This window comes from Staphylococcus caledonicus (genome assembly GCF_016238465.1).
Lineage (GTDB): Bacteria > Bacillota > Bacilli > Staphylococcales > Staphylococcaceae > Staphylococcus > Staphylococcus caledonicus.
In genome coordinates, this window is the sequence record NZ_JABTXV010000001.1 from 477,761 (window position 1) to 495,778 (window position 18,018).

General features: G+C 33.0%; 15 protein-coding genes. 5 read left to right on the forward strand and 10 right to left on the reverse strand.

What is annotated here, in order from left to right; all coding sequences use genetic code 11:
* Positions 1 to 89 precede the first annotated feature (89 nt).
* The 3 genes from HS848_RS02430 to HS848_RS02440 all read left to right on the forward strand — a co-directional run bounded on the left by HS848_RS02430 (position 90) and on the right by HS848_RS02440 (position 1,319).
* The gene (locus tag HS848_RS02430) at positions 90 to 578 is read left to right on the forward strand and encodes a TspO/MBR family protein (RefSeq protein ID WP_198611132.1); all 489 of its coding nucleotides are present in this window, start codon (positions 90 to 92) and stop codon (positions 576 to 578) included.
* A 157-nt stretch (positions 579 to 735) separates the two neighbouring features.
* Complete coding sequence (locus tag HS848_RS02435) at positions 736 to 1,155, forward strand: MarR family transcriptional regulator (protein ID WP_107506867.1); 420 nt, start codon at positions 736 to 738, stop codon at positions 1,153 to 1,155.
* A gap of 11 nt (positions 1,156 to 1,166) precedes the next feature.
* A complete protein-coding gene (locus tag HS848_RS02440) occupies positions 1,167 to 1,319 on the forward strand; it encodes a hypothetical protein (RefSeq protein ID WP_198611133.1) in 153 nt (50 codons plus the stop codon).
* A gap of 41 nt (positions 1,320 to 1,360) precedes the next feature.
* Here HS848_RS02440 and HS848_RS02445 read toward each other — a convergent pair whose 3' ends face one another.
* The 4 genes from HS848_RS02445 to HS848_RS02460 all read right to left on the reverse strand — a co-directional run bounded on the left by HS848_RS02445 (position 1,361) and on the right by HS848_RS02460 (position 8,751).
* Positions 1,361 to 5,716: a glucosaminidase domain-containing protein gene (locus HS848_RS02445; RefSeq protein WP_198611134.1), complete on the reverse strand. Its 4,356-nt coding sequence runs from the start codon at positions 5,714 to 5,716 to the stop codon at positions 1,361 to 1,363.
* A 261-nt stretch (positions 5,717 to 5,977) separates the two neighbouring features.
* Positions 5,978 to 6,400, reverse strand: coding sequence for a GNAT family N-acetyltransferase (locus HS848_RS02450; RefSeq protein ID WP_198611135.1), 423 nt, complete (start codon positions 6,398 to 6,400; stop codon positions 5,978 to 5,980).
* A 587-nt stretch (positions 6,401 to 6,987) separates the two neighbouring features.
* On the reverse strand, positions 6,988 to 7,458 hold the full coding sequence (locus HS848_RS02455) for a DUF2538 family protein (RefSeq protein WP_198611136.1): 471 nt from the start codon (positions 7,456 to 7,458) through the stop codon (positions 6,988 to 6,990).
* Between the two features lie 18 nt (positions 7,459 to 7,476).
* Positions 7,477 to 8,751 (reverse strand): LCP family protein, encoded by a 1,275-nt coding sequence (locus HS848_RS02460; RefSeq protein WP_198611137.1) that lies wholly within the window; start codon positions 8,749 to 8,751, stop codon positions 7,477 to 7,479.
* 489 nt (positions 8,752 to 9,240) lie between these two features.
* Between HS848_RS02460 and HS848_RS02465 the strand changes: the two genes are divergently transcribed.
* Complete coding sequence (locus HS848_RS02465; RefSeq protein ID WP_198611138.1) at positions 9,241 to 10,416, forward strand: serine hydrolase domain-containing protein; 1,176 nt, start codon at positions 9,241 to 9,243, stop codon at positions 10,414 to 10,416.
* 90 nt (positions 10,417 to 10,506) lie between these two features.
* On the opposite strand, the gene rihC is transcribed toward HS848_RS02465, so the two are convergent.
* The 6 genes from rihC to HS848_RS02495 all read right to left on the reverse strand — a co-directional run bounded on the left by rihC (position 10,507) and on the right by HS848_RS02495 (position 16,346).
* Positions 10,507 to 11,412, reverse strand: coding sequence for a ribonucleoside hydrolase RihC (gene rihC / locus HS848_RS02470; protein WP_198611139.1), 906 nt, complete (start codon positions 11,410 to 11,412; stop codon positions 10,507 to 10,509).
* A 130-nt stretch (positions 11,413 to 11,542) separates the two neighbouring features.
* Positions 11,543 to 11,833: a cytochrome aa3 quinol oxidase subunit IV gene (gene qoxD / locus HS848_RS02475; protein WP_103166768.1), complete on the reverse strand. Its 291-nt coding sequence runs from the start codon at positions 11,831 to 11,833 to the stop codon at positions 11,543 to 11,545.
* On the reverse strand, positions 11,830 to 12,435 hold the full coding sequence (gene qoxC / locus HS848_RS02480) for a cytochrome aa3 quinol oxidase subunit III (protein WP_107506860.1): 606 nt from the start codon (positions 12,433 to 12,435) through the stop codon (positions 11,830 to 11,832). The genes qoxD and qoxC overlap by 4 nt, the downstream gene beginning before the upstream one ends.
* Positions 12,425 to 14,413, reverse strand: a complete 1,989-nt coding sequence (gene qoxB / locus HS848_RS02485; RefSeq protein WP_107506859.1) for a cytochrome aa3 quinol oxidase subunit I — start codon at positions 14,411 to 14,413, stop codon at positions 12,425 to 12,427. The genes qoxC and qoxB overlap by 11 nt, the downstream gene beginning before the upstream one ends.
* The gene (gene qoxA / locus HS848_RS02490) at positions 14,413 to 15,537 is read right to left on the reverse strand and encodes a cytochrome aa3 quinol oxidase subunit II (protein WP_198611140.1); all 1,125 of its coding nucleotides are present in this window, start codon (positions 15,535 to 15,537) and stop codon (positions 14,413 to 14,415) included. Before qoxA ends, qoxB begins: the two co-directional genes overlap by 1 nt.
* Before the next feature lie 491 nt (positions 15,538 to 16,028).
* Positions 16,029 to 16,346, reverse strand: a complete 318-nt coding sequence (locus HS848_RS02495; RefSeq protein WP_107506857.1) for a DUF5011 domain-containing protein — start codon at positions 16,344 to 16,346, stop codon at positions 16,029 to 16,031.
* Between the two features lie 258 nt (positions 16,347 to 16,604).
* Between HS848_RS02495 and HS848_RS02500 the strand changes: the two genes are divergently transcribed.
* Entirely contained in the window at positions 16,605 to 17,750 is a 1,146-nt protein-coding gene (locus HS848_RS02500) for a globin domain-containing protein (RefSeq protein ID WP_198611141.1), read from the forward strand.
* The last annotated feature ends 268 nt before the right edge of the window (positions 17,751 to 18,018 follow it).

The following is an 18,018-nucleotide window of genomic DNA, read 5'->3' on the forward strand; positions in this document are numbered from 1 at the left end:
ATCTGTTGACTAACAGTTATAAACTTTCTTATAAGATTAAATTAATAATTTTAAGGGAAGAATAAAAGATAGTATAGGAGGTTTACATTATGAAAAAATACATAATAAATAGTATTCATTTACTTTTACCTATGATTGGCGGGAGCATCATTGGACAATTGACTTCTAATGATACTAAAAATGATTATCGTCAATTTAAGAAACCACCGTTATCACCACCAGGTTATATCTTTCCAATCGTATGGCCTATTTTATATTTATTAATGGGTGTTTCATTTGTATTGAGTATTATAAATAGTGGCAAACAAAGAGTTGTCACTGTGACTCATTATTTACAATTGGCATTTAATTATTTATGGTCACTATTGTACTTTAAAGAAAAATTAAGAGGCGTGGCGCTTGTTGACAGTGTCATATTATTAATTTCTGTAATTATCAACGCTATAACAATGTTTAAAGCGAAACGACTTGCGGGTCTATTACAAATTCCGTATATTCTCTGGTCAGGTTACGCTAGTTACTTAAATACTGGAAATTGGTTATTAAATAAAGATAACCCAGAATATTTTAAAAAGTAGGAGAGAGACGCTAGCTAGTCTAGTGGCTAATATTCAACGTGAAATAACACTTAATACTCATTTGATTACAATTGTGACGATTTTTTGACAAAACATGACATATGAAAATTTCATAGTATAATAGTAATATCAATTAAAAACGTGGAGTAGAACAACTATGTACAATCAACTAGAAAAACTTATTACACTAACAAATAACGACTTAAGCTTAGTCAATAGACGCTTTGGTCAACGAACAGACATTACCAATGATCAATTAGAACTGTTAAGAATACTTTATAGCTATGATCGTCTATCACAGTATGATTTAACAATGAAGATGAGTAGGGAACAATCCATTGTTTCACGTTGGATTAAAAAATTAGTCCAGAAGGGCTACATCACAAGCCAACAATCACATGAGGATTTGCGCTGTAAAGAACTGTGTCTCACTGATAAAGCACGTCATCTAATCAAACAAATTAACACTGCAAGATGTGAATTAATTGAAGCTAGATGCCAATGCTTATCACAAGAAGAAATTGAAAGTCTAAATCATTTATTAGACAAATTAAATAGTCGCCATATCTATATTTAGAAGAGAGCCCTATGAAATCGAACGATTATAACGATTTCATAGGGCATTTTTTGCATTTGATAGCGTATACTAAATTTGGTTTCAAAGTAGGAATAGCTTTGTTATTAGTAGTTGCATTACAATTTATGTTTTACGTAAGTAAAGACCAGTCTGAGCCACATTAATAGGGCTTAGACTGGTCTTTTGTGAAAATCATTGTATTAAATTACTTTGTAAAACTTGGAATTTCAAAATATTTACCAACAGTTTTAATTTGATCATAAAGTTGTTTTAAATATTGTGCATTACTGTTAGCCCAATTAATATCTGTAGCGTATTGATGTGTACCAGGATTATTTGGATTCCAACGCATTTTATAAAGCGTATTTTGACCGGCTTTAATGTAATCCTGTCCAATAAATTTAGCACCACCGATAATTGCTTTTGAAATTGAATTCCAACCAGCTTTCTTAGCATAGCCAATTCCATTTGCTAATGGGTTACTATCGAAAGCTGCGATACCAAATACATTGTGATATTTAGTAGCAGACTTAGTATTAACGACATTATTAACAATATTAGCACCTTTAGCTAATTGAGATTGACCGTTACCTGTTTCAATTAAAGCATGTGCAATTAAGTACACTTCATTTATACCAGATGTTGCAGCCGCTTCACTAAATGCTTGTCCTTGATTTTCAAGTATGCCTTTACCTTTAAGTAACGTATTGATTTGTGCTACTGGCAGATTTTGCGGACGGTCTAAACGTAAAAATTGATATTTTAACGCATCATCTTTAGCAATTTTTTGAGGGTCCATTGCATTTTTTATCTCGCTATAAGTAGCATTATGCCAATTATGGCCATCACGTTGAACTTGTGGTGGAGCGCCATATGCATTTTGTTGAATAGCAGTAGCTTGATCTAATGTTCTATGTGTTTTTGCTTGTTTCACTAATTGCTTTTTAAGATCTGAATCTTTAATCCATACATACTTACCATTACTTAGTTTGCCGTAATACCAAGTTTTACCATTGATTACTTTACGTTGTGTCACTTGGAAAATTTGTTCATTATACGCTTTCAATGCAGTTGCTTTAGCTGAAGTAGGGCTATCATAGTAAAAACCATTGTTACTATCGATAATAAACTCGTATTGATAGTCTTCAGCATTGTTAGCATCAGAGTTTGCCACTAAATCATTTTTAGCAATCCAACCAGCTTTACCATTAACAGTACCGAATAAGTATGTTGTGTTACCGATAACTACAGATTTAGAAACTTTGAATGGTTTATTAGCTAAGTCTTTATTATCTAAACGTTGTTGAGGAGTACCCCAAGCTACAGAATAAAGACCATTGTTTTTATGATTGACAGTATAAGTACCTGATGTTTTTTGTTCAGAACTTGAATTTTGAAGGTTTAAGTCTTTGACGTTATACCAACCTAAAGGTGTTTTTTTAGATGTGCTTTGTAATAAGACATACGTATTATCACCGATAGTTCTTTCTTTAGATACTTTGTAAGTTCTATTAGCGTATTTAGTCGCATGTTTACCAATTTTATCGTATACAGTTGCACGAATACCACTATTATTTGGTTTGACTTGAGCAATTTTAGATACTGTTTGTGTTGTTGGTTGCGCATTAGTCGCTTGAGCTCGAGTTGCCATTCTTAAGTTCATTTTAGGAGCTTGTTGAATATCACTTGAGTTAACCCAACCCCATACGTTATTTACAACGCCATGAAGATACGTTTCATTACCAACTTTAAGTTCATCGATAGCTTTTAACTGTTTACCGTCTGATGGAACTGACGCTTTTACTTGTTTACTGCTGCCCCAAGGTGTGTCATAAACATGAGCATTACCTTTAACATTATAATAAGTAACATCAGTCTTAGTTGGTGTTGTTGACTGTACTTTGATTTCTGAGGCAGGGACCCAACCACGTAATGTACCACCATTGAAGTCTGAGATCAAATAGTAGTTTTGATTATTTAAAGTCGCTTTTTTAGAAATCGAATATGTTTTGCCACCAATAGAAGCATTTGGTTTAGCTGTTTTGTCATAAACAGTTGTATACGTACCTTTGTTTTTCGCAGATACTTGTCCTAAAGTATTTTTCAAATTAGCAACACTAAATGTATTTTCTGCTTTAGGAGTAGAAGTCGCAGCTTTAGTTAAATCTGATAAATAAGCTTTACTTACCCAACCATTGGTACCATTTACTGAACCATATAGATATGTTGCTTTACCAACTTGTTGAGATTTAGTTGCTTTGAAAGGTGATTTATTAGATTTAGAAACTGTTCCAGCAACTTGATTATAGTTACCCCAAGGCACTGTATATAAAGTAGAACCAGATTTAATATTATATGATTTATTCAATTTAACAGGGGATTTAACAGTGTTATAAACCGTTTCTCCTTGTTTAACCCAACCATATAATTTGCCACTATTATAATCAGAAACTAAGTAATATTTATCTTTACCAAGTGTTGCTGATTTAGTAACAGCTAACGTGTTGTGGACTTGGTCTGTTGAATGACCTTTGCTGTCGTAAACTGTAGTGTAAACGCCACTATTGTTTGATTTGATTTGAGCTAAACCACTGTTAGATTTAACCGATAATTTAGAGTTAGTATTAGTAGTTGTACTACCACTACTATGACCACTACTATTACTGCCTGAACCTTTACCACTAGTTGAAGAACCACTTGTAGATGTATAACCCCATGGTGCTACTTGGCCAGTTTTAATTAAATATTTTTCATTAATTAAATCATATAATTCGTTATAGCTATAATTATGAGATTGTAAGTAAGCATGTGGATCCGAATGGTCCGTACCGCCTAGATATTTACTAATAGCATAGTGTGTCCATACTGTACCTTGACCATCATTTTCAGCACTATTAGGTTTTAAATTATAGTATTGTAATTGAGTTGCTGCATAGTCAGCATAGTTATTCATTGATTTAGCAAATGAAGCATAATCGTGAGTATGCACAATTTCTACATTAATGAAACGATTGTTTGCATTTGGACCAGCACCCCAAGATAGATAATCAGTAGGAGCAGTTTCAATTATACGATTGCCATCTACAAAAGCGTGAACAAAGGCAGAGTTATAATTATTCTTCATATAACTAATTTCGCCGTTAATATTCGAGTTATCATTAGCAGTATCATGCACTACAATACCTTCAGGTTTACCTACGCCGTTGCGGTAACCATATTTAGGGAAGTAAGATGAATAATCTTCTTCGATTCTTGGCGCTTGGAATCTATTAGATCTAATATAATTGTTAATAGATGAATTAACCTGTGGTTTATATTTTGGTAATGCTGTTGTTTTCGCGTAACGGCTTACAGCACGAACTGAAGTATTAGGGCCGCCACCTTTACCACCTACAGCTCTAAAGCTAGTGCGACCAGTAGGTTTAGCAGAGCTAGCCGTTGAGCGTGTTGCATAAGTTGATGTTGCACGTGTTGTTGGTGCTTGTTTTTCAGCTTTAGCATTATGGTTAATTAGTTTTGAATCTACATTAGATTTAGCATGAGTTGTAGTATTCGTTGGCACTTTTGCTGTCTCGTTAGTCACTGAGTTATTTTTAGACTCAAGTTTTACGTTATTGTTATTAGTAGTAGTCACTGTTTCTGTGCGATTATCTTTTGATGAAGGAGCAACAGGATTAGTTTTAGCTACTGAAGTAGTAGTATTTGTAGTTTCTTTACCTTGATTAGATGCGCGATCTTCATCATTATTTTGTGTTACAGTTGCTTGTTTTTCATTAGATTTTGAAGTTGCGTTCGTTGTTGTATTTTTATTTTGAGTTGCTTGTTGTTGATTGTCTGTAGCAGTATTATGATTTTCAGCTGAGAATGATTGAATATTTGACTGAGCTTTCTGTTCATTCTGCGCTGATGGAGTCGCTACAGATGCTTGCTCTTTATTAGTGTTAGTTTCAGACGCTTGTGTGTCTAAGTTAGCTTTATCTTGAGCATTATTATCACTAACTTCTGTGCTATCTTTTTTATCAGATTGAGCGTTGTACTGTGTAGAATTAGTTTCTACATCATTTTTATTTACTGTAGCTTCGTCTTGAGTAGAAGCATTTTCTGTTTGATTAGTAGCTTGGACGCTCTTATCATTCGTATTTGATGTTGATTCATTAGATGCAGTAGCTTGATGATTGTCTACTGCTACTTGATTATCATTTGAATCATTAGCGTTTGAATTAGCAGTTACCTCAGGTGTTTCTTGTGAAGAGGTAGTGTGATTTGAATTATTTAAATCATCTAACTTAGCATCATATGAATTCGTATTCGAAGCAACATTTGCTTTAACTTCTGAAGGGTGTTGATACGTTTGGACGCCAGAAACATTTTGAGCTGAGTTACTTACTTCTTTTTTTGCTTGTTCAGCAGTTTTCATACTTTCTTGATCGTCGATAATGTTCGTTGAATTGCTAGAGTTTTGGTTATTTTCTGCTGCGTGTGCTTGTTGAGTAGTGAAAGCAGCTCCAAACAATGTTAATGCAATCATCGAAGGCAATTTAAAATTGAATTTTTTAGTCATATTGTTACTCCTCGCTAATATTATTACAATTCTATTATAGAGGTTAATACGAAATGAGTACTTAATTTAACTGTATTGTAAACTAACTTTAATTTTTTCTTACTAGAATTAAACAAATTCCACATATACTAAAGTTGTTAAAGTATAAAGTGTTTATATATATAATAAAGTTGGGCCACATATTTAAATTACTAATGATTTTTCTTCAAAGGCAGAGCGTTAAATTACAAAAAGTTTATGCAAAAAGAATATATTTATGATTTAAATTGCTTTAAACATTTTGATGTGCTTTATATTTTCTTCTAAAAAAACCTCGCCAGTAGGGGTATATCCTAACTTGGTATAAAAACCTTGTGCCTGTACTTGAGCGTTTAAAATTAATTTTTGATATCCTTTATCTTTAGCAAATTTTTCAATTTCTAACATAAGAGATTGACCATAGCCACCTTGTCTATGTGTTTTTAATATAGCCACACGTTCAACCTTTGCTCCATCTTCATAAGGGCGAAATCGTGCGCATGCAAAAGGGTTATGATAGTTATCATAGCCAATAATATGAATCGAATTTTCCTCATAAGAATCAAGCTCATTTTCAAGCGGTACACCTTGCTCTTTCACAAAAACTTCTTCTCTTATCTTAAAACATTCTGATAGCATATCTTTATTTTTAACTATTTCAAACATTTAATATCCCTCCTTAGTAATTTTTAAAATTATAGTAAATTACTTTAATAAAAGCATGGAATTATAAGTTTTTAATAGTGTAATCTAAAAAAAGGGAGCGGCGACAGAAATCTAATATAATTTCTAAGACTTCGTTGGTTGTATAAATTTTACATTAAAATACTTAAAAAAATAAAAAATGGTAATTTCTATTTTATTTCAATAGAAATTACCATTTTTATTTAGTGAGACTGAGACATTAATCATTTGTGCGCTGGGAAACCAATATACGGTGTCCCAAAAGTAGGATTCTCGGCAGATACCGTCACAATTCGACAAAATTTGGGAGCGGGACAGAAATCTAATGTAATTTCAAAGATTTCGTCGTCCCGCCCCAGCAAGGTTGACTAGAGATGAAGAAAGTCTAGGTTGGACGCATCTTCATCTCAGTCAACTACTGCCTAATCATATATAGATTAGGAGATAATAAATAGTTTTTGCTCATCGCTCGGTTCTGCTCAAATACTAAACACTTTTGTCCCAACCTCTTCTTCTAATAGAGTGAAATCGCTTGAATTTGAAACTAATTGTTTATTGCATTTTTAAAATTATAGGGCTTCTTGTCTTACAATTGCACAATATTGCCAAAAGATTCTAAGTTGCGCTATATTCCAATTATTCATTCCCATTGTAAATCCAGATGGTCTGAATAAATTAACATCTGTAACTTCTAGTGCAGCAGCAATTAAATATTGTAGTGGAACGCTAATATTTTGCATTGTCTCAGTAATACCATTTTCATCGTAAACCCAAGAGAAAGGTAAATCTGATTCAAAGACATCAAATTTATTAAAAATTTCTGGTAGTGCCACAATATAGCAGGCGCCACTTACAACTGGATTATTGGAATTTTCACCATAATATACTAATAATGCTTCATAATTCTCACGATGTTCATGGTTAACATAAAAGAACTCATTTCTAAATAACGCCATGTCTTGGCTATGAATGATTTGTTGCTCTAAAACGTTGAACATTCCATTAATGTTGGCAGCTTTTTCATATGTTTTACGTGACATTGAACGTGCTCCTTTCGCTTAGTATAACTGGTTAGGTTGATTTTGATTATTCGTCATATTTGAATTGTTAAAATCTTCGTTATTATTATATTGGTTATTTTGGTCGTTTTGATACTGCTCACTATTAGCATTTCCAGTACCATCTTGATTAGTTTGATCTTCAGAAGTTGTACTTGCACTATTAGAGTTTGAAGCATTTTCATCCTCAGACTCGTCACCTTCATCTTCACTAGTTGAAGAGTCATTTTGGTTATGTTTTAAAAGTGATTGGTCAAGTGGTGTTAATGGTACTAACGAACCATAATGTTTAATCACTCGGTGATCTAGATATTCATTCTTATCTTTTATTTTAGATAGTCCTAAATCAGAACGCAATATATTTGAATATTTCATAATACTACTTACACTTGGATTATAGTAATAAATTTCATCTAAATAATCATTTTTACCTTTAAGCTGAGAAGTTTTAAACTCAATATCATCTGATAAATACATTGATGCTAATGATTTAATTTCATTAGTACTTAAGTTATGTTTGGCATTGTCGCCTACAATTTCTACTAGATTATCTAACTTATTATATGAATCTAAGCTTTTTGCTTTTTTGAAAAGTAGTTTAATTAAGTCCATTTGGCGTTCACCACGTTTAAGATCAGAGTCATGGTGACGTGTTCTTGCCACTGCTAATGCTTCATCTCCATTTAATTTTTGATATCCTTTTTTAATCTTAATTCTTCCGCTGTCATCCGTATTAGGTTCGTTTAAGTTATAAGGCACATCGTAATAAATGCCACCAAGTTCATCTACGGCTTTAACGAATGCTTCCATATTAACGCGCACATAGTAATCAACTGGCACATTAAGTGTAGCTTCAACAGAGTCCATAGCTGCAGTAGGGCCACCATAGGCATGAGCATGAGTAATCTTGTCGTAATAGCCAACCTTTGGAATATAGCTAATTGTATCTCGAGGAATACTTAGCAATCGTATTTGACGTTTCTCTGGGCTAAAGGTAGAAAGAATCATTGAATCAGTTCTTGAATGTTCTGTAGTTTGACCATTCTCACGACGGCCTTCATTGTCATCAATACCTAAAAATAAAATTGAAACTGCATCTTTAGAAGGGTCAACTTTGCCTTCTCTAATATTAGATTGACGCTTTGCATCAGATTTATCATATGATGCTTGCATTGCATTTTCAGAAGTATGGTATAAATTGATGATAAAAATTACAGGAATCACTATAAGAACTAGCGTTAATAACATCATAAAGTACTTTAAAAAACGGTTCATAGCTTGTGCTCCTATATTTAAAATATTGATTAGACTTTGAAATTTAAATAGAGCTTGAATTAAAATGTTTAGAATTTGAATATAAACGTTTAATGTTTCAAATACTCTTATTTTAAAATATCAGAATCGATTTTATCGTCATGTGTAGTATCTAATGGTTGTTGTAGTTAACTCTTAATTACAATTTGAAAGTACTATACTCTCATAGCCTTAAATTGTATTACTTTTTGTCGAAATACACAACTTTAATTCTAATACAAAGGGGGAGAGAATAAAATAGTACTAACTATGTATTTAAATGTTTTAAATTAATAAAATTATTCCCTTTATCGTACTAAAGAATGATGTTTTATTTTTAAAATAGAGTATGATATTTAAAAGATGAATTCATTTATCATATATTATACAATATTAAATGAATAAAAATTATGAGTAGATAGAATAATAGGGAGCTCAATAAACTTTCTATTATGAATTAAGAGGAAGCGCATGAAAAAAAGTAAATCTGAAATTTTAGCACTCGTACTAGTGCTAATTGTAATCATATTATCAATTATTTTAGTAGGTATTAAAGTTACTAATTATGTGAATAGAATAAACGGATATGAGAAGACAAATGTGAATAAAATCTATCTTGAAAAACGAAATAAAACGAATCATAAACCTAGTAACTTAAAAGAGGTTGAAGCTAATGATCTCAATATCAAAAATGTTGATACATATTTAAATAATATTCATTTTAACGGTTCAGTAACTATTCTTAAAAATGGTCAGTTAATGTTAGATAAAGGGTGGGGCTGTCAAAATATAAAGAGTGGTAAAAAGAATAGCCCAAACACTATGTATTTAATTGGATCGGCACAAAAATTTGCAACTGGACTCATATTGAAGAAACTTGAAATTGAACATAAGATCAACATTAATGACGATGTTACTAAATACTTGCCTTGGTTTAAAACATCAGAACCCATCACGCTAAAAGATTTAATGTTACATAGAAGTGGGTTATACAAATTTAAAGCTAATCCTAAAACTAAAAGTCTGAATGGGGCAGTTCATGATATTCAACATAAAGGTATAAATGATCAATACTATCATAAACATTTTTATAATGATGCGAATTATCTTTTACTTGCACAAGTTATTGAAGTGGTTACACATAAATCTTATACGCAAAACTATTATGAACGAATTGGACAGCCTTATAAGCTAGAACATAGTGCTTTCTTTAATGAAAAAGCTTATAAACATAATATGGCTACAGGCTATAAAGTAGTTAAAAATAAAATTAAGCGAACAAAACCTAATATTTTAGATCAATATTATGGTGCTGGGAACTTATACATGACTACGCATGATATGGCTAAATTAGTAAACCATTTGCAACATAATAAAATATTTAAACAAAGTATCACTACACCATTACTTAAAGTGTTTGGAAGTACCGCTTATCCAGAAGCTTATCGTTACGGATTTTACGTTACACCACAATATGATCGTATTAACGGAGTGTTTTTCGGACAAACATTTACTGTGTATTTTAACCAACAATACGTAGTAGTAGTGGCATCAAATAAAGTCGATAGATCAAAAGGTTCAAATGAAAAAGTGATTTCCTATATTTATCATCATCTACTTGGCCAACACGCATATATTAATTATTAAATACAAAGTCGAGATTAGAACATATTTAACTACCTTTACAGAGCGTAAACGTACATGTTCTAGCCTCGACTTTTTTGTATATTAATTTAGTTATCGTTCTCTTAATGACTCTAAAAATACATTTTTATAATTATCATTTAAACTAGCCATCACCACATTACAATTTGGCGAATTAGACTTGAAATCAACTACCGAAGCACCACGTGTTAAGCTACCTTGTAATTCGATTTGAACTTTAGCTTCTTTAACTTCGTAACTTGTAGGCTCTAGAAGATATAACATTGTAAACACATCATATAATTTCAGGCCCTTGTCAAAATCTTCTTCTCGATAATGTTGGAAAATTTGAAATAACATTGCACTTGTGTCATTCATATTTTCAAAAGTTGCAAGAAAATCATGGGTTAATAATGATTGACGAGCTAAATCTAAGCTAATCATCGTGATAGATAGTCCAGAGTTAAAAACAATATGAGCTGCTTCTGGATCACAATAAAAGTTAAATTCTGCAAGCGGTGTAACATTTCCACGGCCTGTACTGCCACCCATTAAAATAATGTCTTTAATGTACTGTTTGGTTTCAGGATAAGTGTTTAGAAGTAGAGCGAGATTAGTTAAAGGGCCTAAAGCAATTATGGTTATAGGTTTTTCAGCATTAATCAAGGTGTCACGCATGGCTTCTATAGCATGAGATGAAGATAAATGGTCATTAGAAACGGAAGGGAAGTCATAACCATCCATGCCACTTTCTCCATGCACATGGCTAGCTCCTTTTATAGGAGAAAGTAATGGCTTAGAGGCGCCTTTATGCACAGGGACGTCGCTATTAAAGAAAGCCTTTAATTTCAAAGCGTTTGCTGTGGTTTTATCAATATCAACATTACCATTAACAGTTGATATCATACGCACATCAAAGTAGGGATGATTGAGGGCTACGCTAAGCGCAGCTGCATCGTCAATGCCAGGATCGGTATCAATTATAATAGGTAAAGTCATTTAATATCCTCCTTTAAGAGTGAAAGCTTGATTAGTTTACAGTTTATATCACTATAATAGCAAAATAAAAAACCTACATGAAACTGAACTCAGTTTCAATGCAGGTTTTTTGATTAAGGTCTTTATTGAATTATAAGTGGTGAGAGTGTCCACCTTGCATAACCCAATAAGTACCGATAACAGTTATTAAAGTGATGATAATCGCGAAAATAACTTTGAATGATTGTAAGCGACCATCTTTACCTTCAGTTAAGTGCATGAACATTAATAATTGAACTGCAGCTTGAATGAATGCAAAACCAAAAATAATTGTTGTTTTAGCTTGGAATGTCATGTTTGTATATAGAGTTACGAAAACTGCTAATAGCGTCAAGACGATTGAGGCAATAAAGCCAACTGTATGTTTTACGATTGTATTCATCCGCTATACACCATCCCTATCATATATACGGCAGTGAAGATGAAGATCCAAACAACATCTAAGAAGTGCCAGTATAAGCTAACAATAAATAATTTTGGAGCATTAAATTTATTTAATCCACGTGTTGCAACTTGGATTAATAAACAAATAATCCATACAATACCTAATGATACGTGGGCACCGTGAGTACCTAATAGGATGAAGAAACTAGACCAATAAGATCCAATTTTAGGTGTTACGCCTTCAGATGCATAGTGTGCGAACTCGTAAATTTCGAATCCTACGAACACTAAACCTAAAAGAACTGTAAGAATCATCCAAATCATCATTAAGTTTTGTTTTTCTTTACGCATGTAGTAAATTGCAATACCACAAGTGTAAGAACTAATTAATAAGGCAAATGTCATAATTAAAACAAGTGGTAACTCGAATAATTCTGTAGTCATTTTGCCAGCGTAGTCGCCACCATGTTGCAACGTTAATAACGTTGCGAACAGGGTACCGAATAACGCAAATTCGGCTGTAAGGAAAATCCAAAAGCCAAGTTTATTTAATTGACCTTCATGCGTACGTGAATCAACAGTATTTGTATCATGACTCATGACTTACAGCCTCCCTTTCTTTAATACGAGCTTCTCTTAAACGAGCTTCATTTTCAGCAACTTCAGAAGCAGGGATATGATAACCATGATCTTGAACGAAACTTTGATAAATTAATGATCCAAAGATGCCGGCTAGGCAAACTAAGAATGGAATAATTGATTCAAAGATTAAGAAGAAACCACCAAGTAACATGAATATACCCATGAACACACCAGTGTGTGTATTGTTAGGCATATGAATGTCTTTGTAATTGTGGTTGTCTAAGAAGTGACGACCATGTTCTTTCATATCAACAAATGTGTCGTAGTCATTCCAATCTGGTGTAATAGCGAAGTTGTATTTAGGTGGAATTGCTGAAGCAGTTGACCACTCTAAAGTACGTCCTAAGCCATCCCAGTTATCTCCAGTAGCTTCACGTGGAGCTTTGATATGACTGTAAACAATGCTTGCTACTAAGAATAGGAAGCCAAGTCCCATTAATAATGCACCGATAGTTGAGATAACGTTTAGTAACCACCAACCATCTGATGGCATGTAAGTGTATAAACGACGTGGCATACCGTCTAATCCAAGAACGAATTGTGGTAAGAAACATACGTTAAATCCGATCATGAATAACCAGAAACACCAAGCGTTTAATTTTTCATTTAACTTGTAACCCATCATCTTAGGATACCAGAAGATTAAACCTGCTAGACAGGCAAATACTACACCAGTAACCAATGTGTAGTGGAAGTGAGCTACTAAGAAATAAGTGTTGTGATATTGATAGTCAGCTGATGCCATCGCTAACATGACACCTGTAACCCCACCTAATAGGAAGTTAGGGATAAAGGCTAATGAGAATAGCATAGGTGACTCGAAAGTAATACGCCCTTTGTACAATGTTAATAACCAGTTAAATAATTTAACTCCGGTAGGAACACCGATTAACATAGTTGAGATAGAGAAGAATGAGTTAATTAATGCACCATTACCCATTGTGAAGAAATGGTGAACCCAAACTAAGAAACTTAAGAATGCGATACCAGCAGTTGCCCATACCATACTTTGGTGTCCGAATAGACGTTTACGAGCAAATGTTGGAATAATTTCTGAATAAATACCAAATGCAGGCAAGATAACGATATATACTTCAGGGTGCCCCCATACCCAGAAGAAGTTTGCCCATAACATTGGCATACCGCCGTCTGCTACTGTAAAGAAATGAGTTCCGAATACTCTATCAGCTGTCATTAAAGCAAGAACAACTGTGAATACTGGGAATGCAAGAATTACGATTAAAGTCGTAATAAATGTTGTTACAGTAAACATTGGCATTTGCATAAATTTCATTGTCGGTGTTTTACATCTAAGTATTGTTACAAAGAAGTTGATACCAGTCATTAAGGTACCAATACCGGAAATCTGAATTGCGACTAAGTAATAGTTAACTCCTGGTCCAGGACTAAATTCACCAGCTAATGGTGCATAGTTTGTCCAACCAGCTGCTGGTGATCCACCTATGATGAATGATAGGTTGAATAAAACCATACCAACAAAGAATAACCAGAAGCTAATGTTATTCATTACTGGGAATGCCACATCTCGAGCCCCAATTTGTAATGGAATAACTACGTTCCATAAACCAAAAACGAAAGGCATAGCCATAAAGATAATCATGATAACGCCGTGTGTACTAAATACTTCGTTATAGTGGTTTGCTTCTAAGAATGTATTATCTGGAATAGATAATTGAGTACGAAGCATTAATGCATCGATACCACCACGGACGAACATTAGTACCGCACAAATTAAGTACATTAAACCGATTTTTTTATGGTCTACGGATGTGAACCATTCTTTATAAAGATATTTCCATAATTTGAAATAAGAAATTACTGCGATAAGGCCGATAACTAAGAATGGAGCAGCAATTTGAGATGCTGTTATCATCCAGTTACCCTTAACGAGCAATTGATCCCATGGAAAATTCATTAATGTCCACCTCCATGATCATTATTTGCTTTGCTTTGAAGCTTAGACGCATTTTCGTCTTTTGCTTCTTTACTGATTTTTTGCATTTCCTCAGAATTGTGTTTTTCTTCTTTCTTGAATTCATTGTTGTAAGGATCGTTGTTGCCTAAAATCATTGGCTTCATACCGTGACGCTCGTAGTTAGCGTTAGTAATGTGAACCTTACGAGCTGGTTTCTGAGGTTTATCAGTAACATCTTTGTATAAATCTTTTTCAGCTACAAAGTTAGGATCTTTTTGAACATAATTGTAACGTTTGTAAGCGTAGAAGATATACTCTGGATCAGCTGCAGGGTCAACGAATGCCATGTGTGTACCACTAAATGTTAATTCTTTATTTGGTGTACTTGGTAAGAGTTGTTTATCAAACTCGTCTTGGCTAATAGTTTTTTTACTTTTAGCATCTTTAACCCAAGATTTGAAATCACTGTCACTTACAGAGTTAACTTTAAATGTTTGGCGAGCAAAACCTTCACCATTGAAGTTAGAGTTACGACCTCTGAAAGTACCAGTTTCATTGGCTTGTAATGTCCAATTCATTGTCATGCCAGTCATGGCATATTTTTGACCACCTAATTGAGGAATCCAGAAACTTGTCATCGTATCCATAGATTGTAATTTAAATACAACTGGACGATTTTTTGGAATAGTTAAAGTATTAACTGTTTCAATTTTTTTATCTGGATAAGCGAAGAACCATTTGTACCCAGCACTTACTGCGTAGACAACGAGTGGATCTTCTTTACTTTCAGGCGGTTTTTCATAATCGTATAACGTTTTAACTGTTGGAATAGCTAAAGCGATAACGATGATGATTGGTACCACAAACCAAATAGTTTCTATTAAAGAATTGTGGTGCATCTTACCAGATTCACTGTTTTTATTGTAGCTATACTTGAAAATAAAAATAGCGAACATAGTAAGTACAACAGCAACAATAACAAGCATGAAGATGATTGAATAGATAATCAAGAACTTCTGACTGCTTGCTACTGGCCCTTTTGCATTGAATACTTCTACGTTAGAACAACCACTAAGTAAAATTAGTGTGCCGAACATAAGAAGCAAAGACTTGAATTTTGACACTTTTTTGACCTCCTAATACTACAAATGTAGGGCTTATCACTAATTTTAGTTTATTACGCGATATTTACAAGTACTTATCGAAAAAAATTATATTAATAAATAGGAAAAAACTAATGACAATAGGAATGACGGGGGGTGTAAGATTTGTTAAGATTATGTGTCTATTTTGTGAAAAATGTCAAAATTAAAGGTGATAAGCATATAGTTGAGAAACGTTATCATTTTCACTGTTTTCAAGGGGTTTGAAAGCAAAAAAGGGAGTGGGACAGAAATCTAAGGAGTGTGACAGAAAATTAGGAAGTGTGATAGAAATCTAGGGAGCGGGACAGAAATCTAATGCAATTTCTAAGATTTCGTAGTCCCCCCCGGCAAGGTTGACTAGAAATGAAGGAAGTGAGGCTCGAACGCATCTTCATTTCAGACAACTACTGCCATAACTAAAGGCTAAACCATTATTTATATTAATGGCTCAGCCTCTTTAAAAAGTTATTCTATTTGACTTCTATGTATCGAGTAGAAGTTTCTTTAGCTCCATCTGAATCAATAACGTTATATTTAACTTCATATTTACCAACTTTAGATGTGTCCACGTGTCCATCAACAGTAATTTTATGTGTTAAATCGCCATCTTCTTTATCGAATGCACTAATTCCATTTAATAAATTGTAGTTTTGACCTTTTTCTATCACAATGTCATTTACACCTTTAAGTTCAGGAGTGTGGTTAGATGTAGCTTCTGCACTTAAGTTAGGGGTAACAAGAGTTGCGGAGACTCCGAGCGCTGAAAGAGACTGTATTAGTTTATTCATTACGTTAACCTCCGTAAATTTAAATCGTTAAATCGTTTAATTAAACTATACTTTATTCTTAAAATTTATACATCATACTATAGTCCTAATATATCGTATAACTTCAGAAAGTTAAATGATATAAAGAAAAATATATATTAAGATTATGTAAATTGAACTTTTTGTGAATTTTTTAACAAAATGTATCTAGTTATTTAATGAGATATTATAATGAAATAGTAGTTAATTTGAAAATTACAACTAACGGGAGTGGTTTAAGTGTTAAATGAACAAGAAAAAGGCATAATTAAAGAAACAGTGCCAGTATTACAGGAAAAAGGGACTGAAATTACGTCTTATTTTTATAGAAGAATGTTTCAACAACATCCAGAATTAAAAAATATGTTTAACCAAACAAACCAACAAAAAGGGTTTCAGTCAACTGCTTTAGCACAAAGTGTGTTAGCAGCAGCTGTAAATATTGATAATCTTGGTAATATCTTACCAGTAGTTAAAGAAATTGCTTATAAACACTGTGCATTACAAGTACCACCAGCTGGCTATGACATAGTGGGGGAAAACTTAATCGAAGCAATTAAAGCGGTAGTAGGTCTAGAAGACGATCATCCAATTATTCAAACTTGGAAAAAAGCTTATCAAGAAATTGCTGATGTATTTATTCAAGTAGAAAAAGATATTTATAGCAATATGCTATGGGACGGTTTCCAAGCTTTTAAAATTGAAAAAATTGAAAAATTATCTTCAGATATCAAAGCATTTACGGTTACTTCAGATAAATATGATTTAAGCCAATTCACACCAGGTGAATATATTACTGTAGACGTAAGTAGTGAGAAAATGCCATATCGTGCTAAACGACACTATTCAATCGTAAGTGGCGATAAAACACATCTTACATTCGCTGTTAAAAGAGATGTAACTACTGATCACGAAGGTGAAGTATCAACTATTTTACATGATGAGTTGAATGAAGGAGACGATATCAACTTATCTGCTCCAGTAGGTCCATTTGGCGTGGCCAATCTAGAACATCCTCAATTATTCATCGGTGCTGGAATAGGTGTCACTCCTCTTGTATCAATGTTTAATGAAGCAACAGAAGCAGGAAGTACTGCACAATTCATCCAAGTTACAGGAGATGTGAATGACACACCATTTACTTCACACTTAAAAGAAATTAACCAAAAAAATAATAACTCTGACTACAAATTATATGACAGAGAAGCTAATGGCTACTTAACAAAAGAGTATCTAGCAGAATTCATTAAAAATGATACTGAAATATATGTTTGTGGCGGAGCAAAATTCTTACAATCAGTTATTGAAGTACTTAAAGAAATGGATATTGACCAAAGCCATATTCATTACGAAACATTTGTACCTAAATTAAGCGTAGCAGTTTAAAACAACTGATTATAAACAGTTAAAGTAAATAGGCGCATTTGATGTACCTATACTCACAATATAAATATAATATGTTTTAAAGTGTAAGTTATGTAAAAAGAACCCGAGATGTTTATGTCTCGGGTTTTTTAGGCGCTGTTTCTATAATTTCATTAACGTAGCATGATATAAATCTATTATAGGGTTTAAAATAAAAGCTTCTAGTCAAGTTATACTAAAACTTTGTATATAAAAGTACGTTAATTTAGTTTATTAGTATTTATTAAAT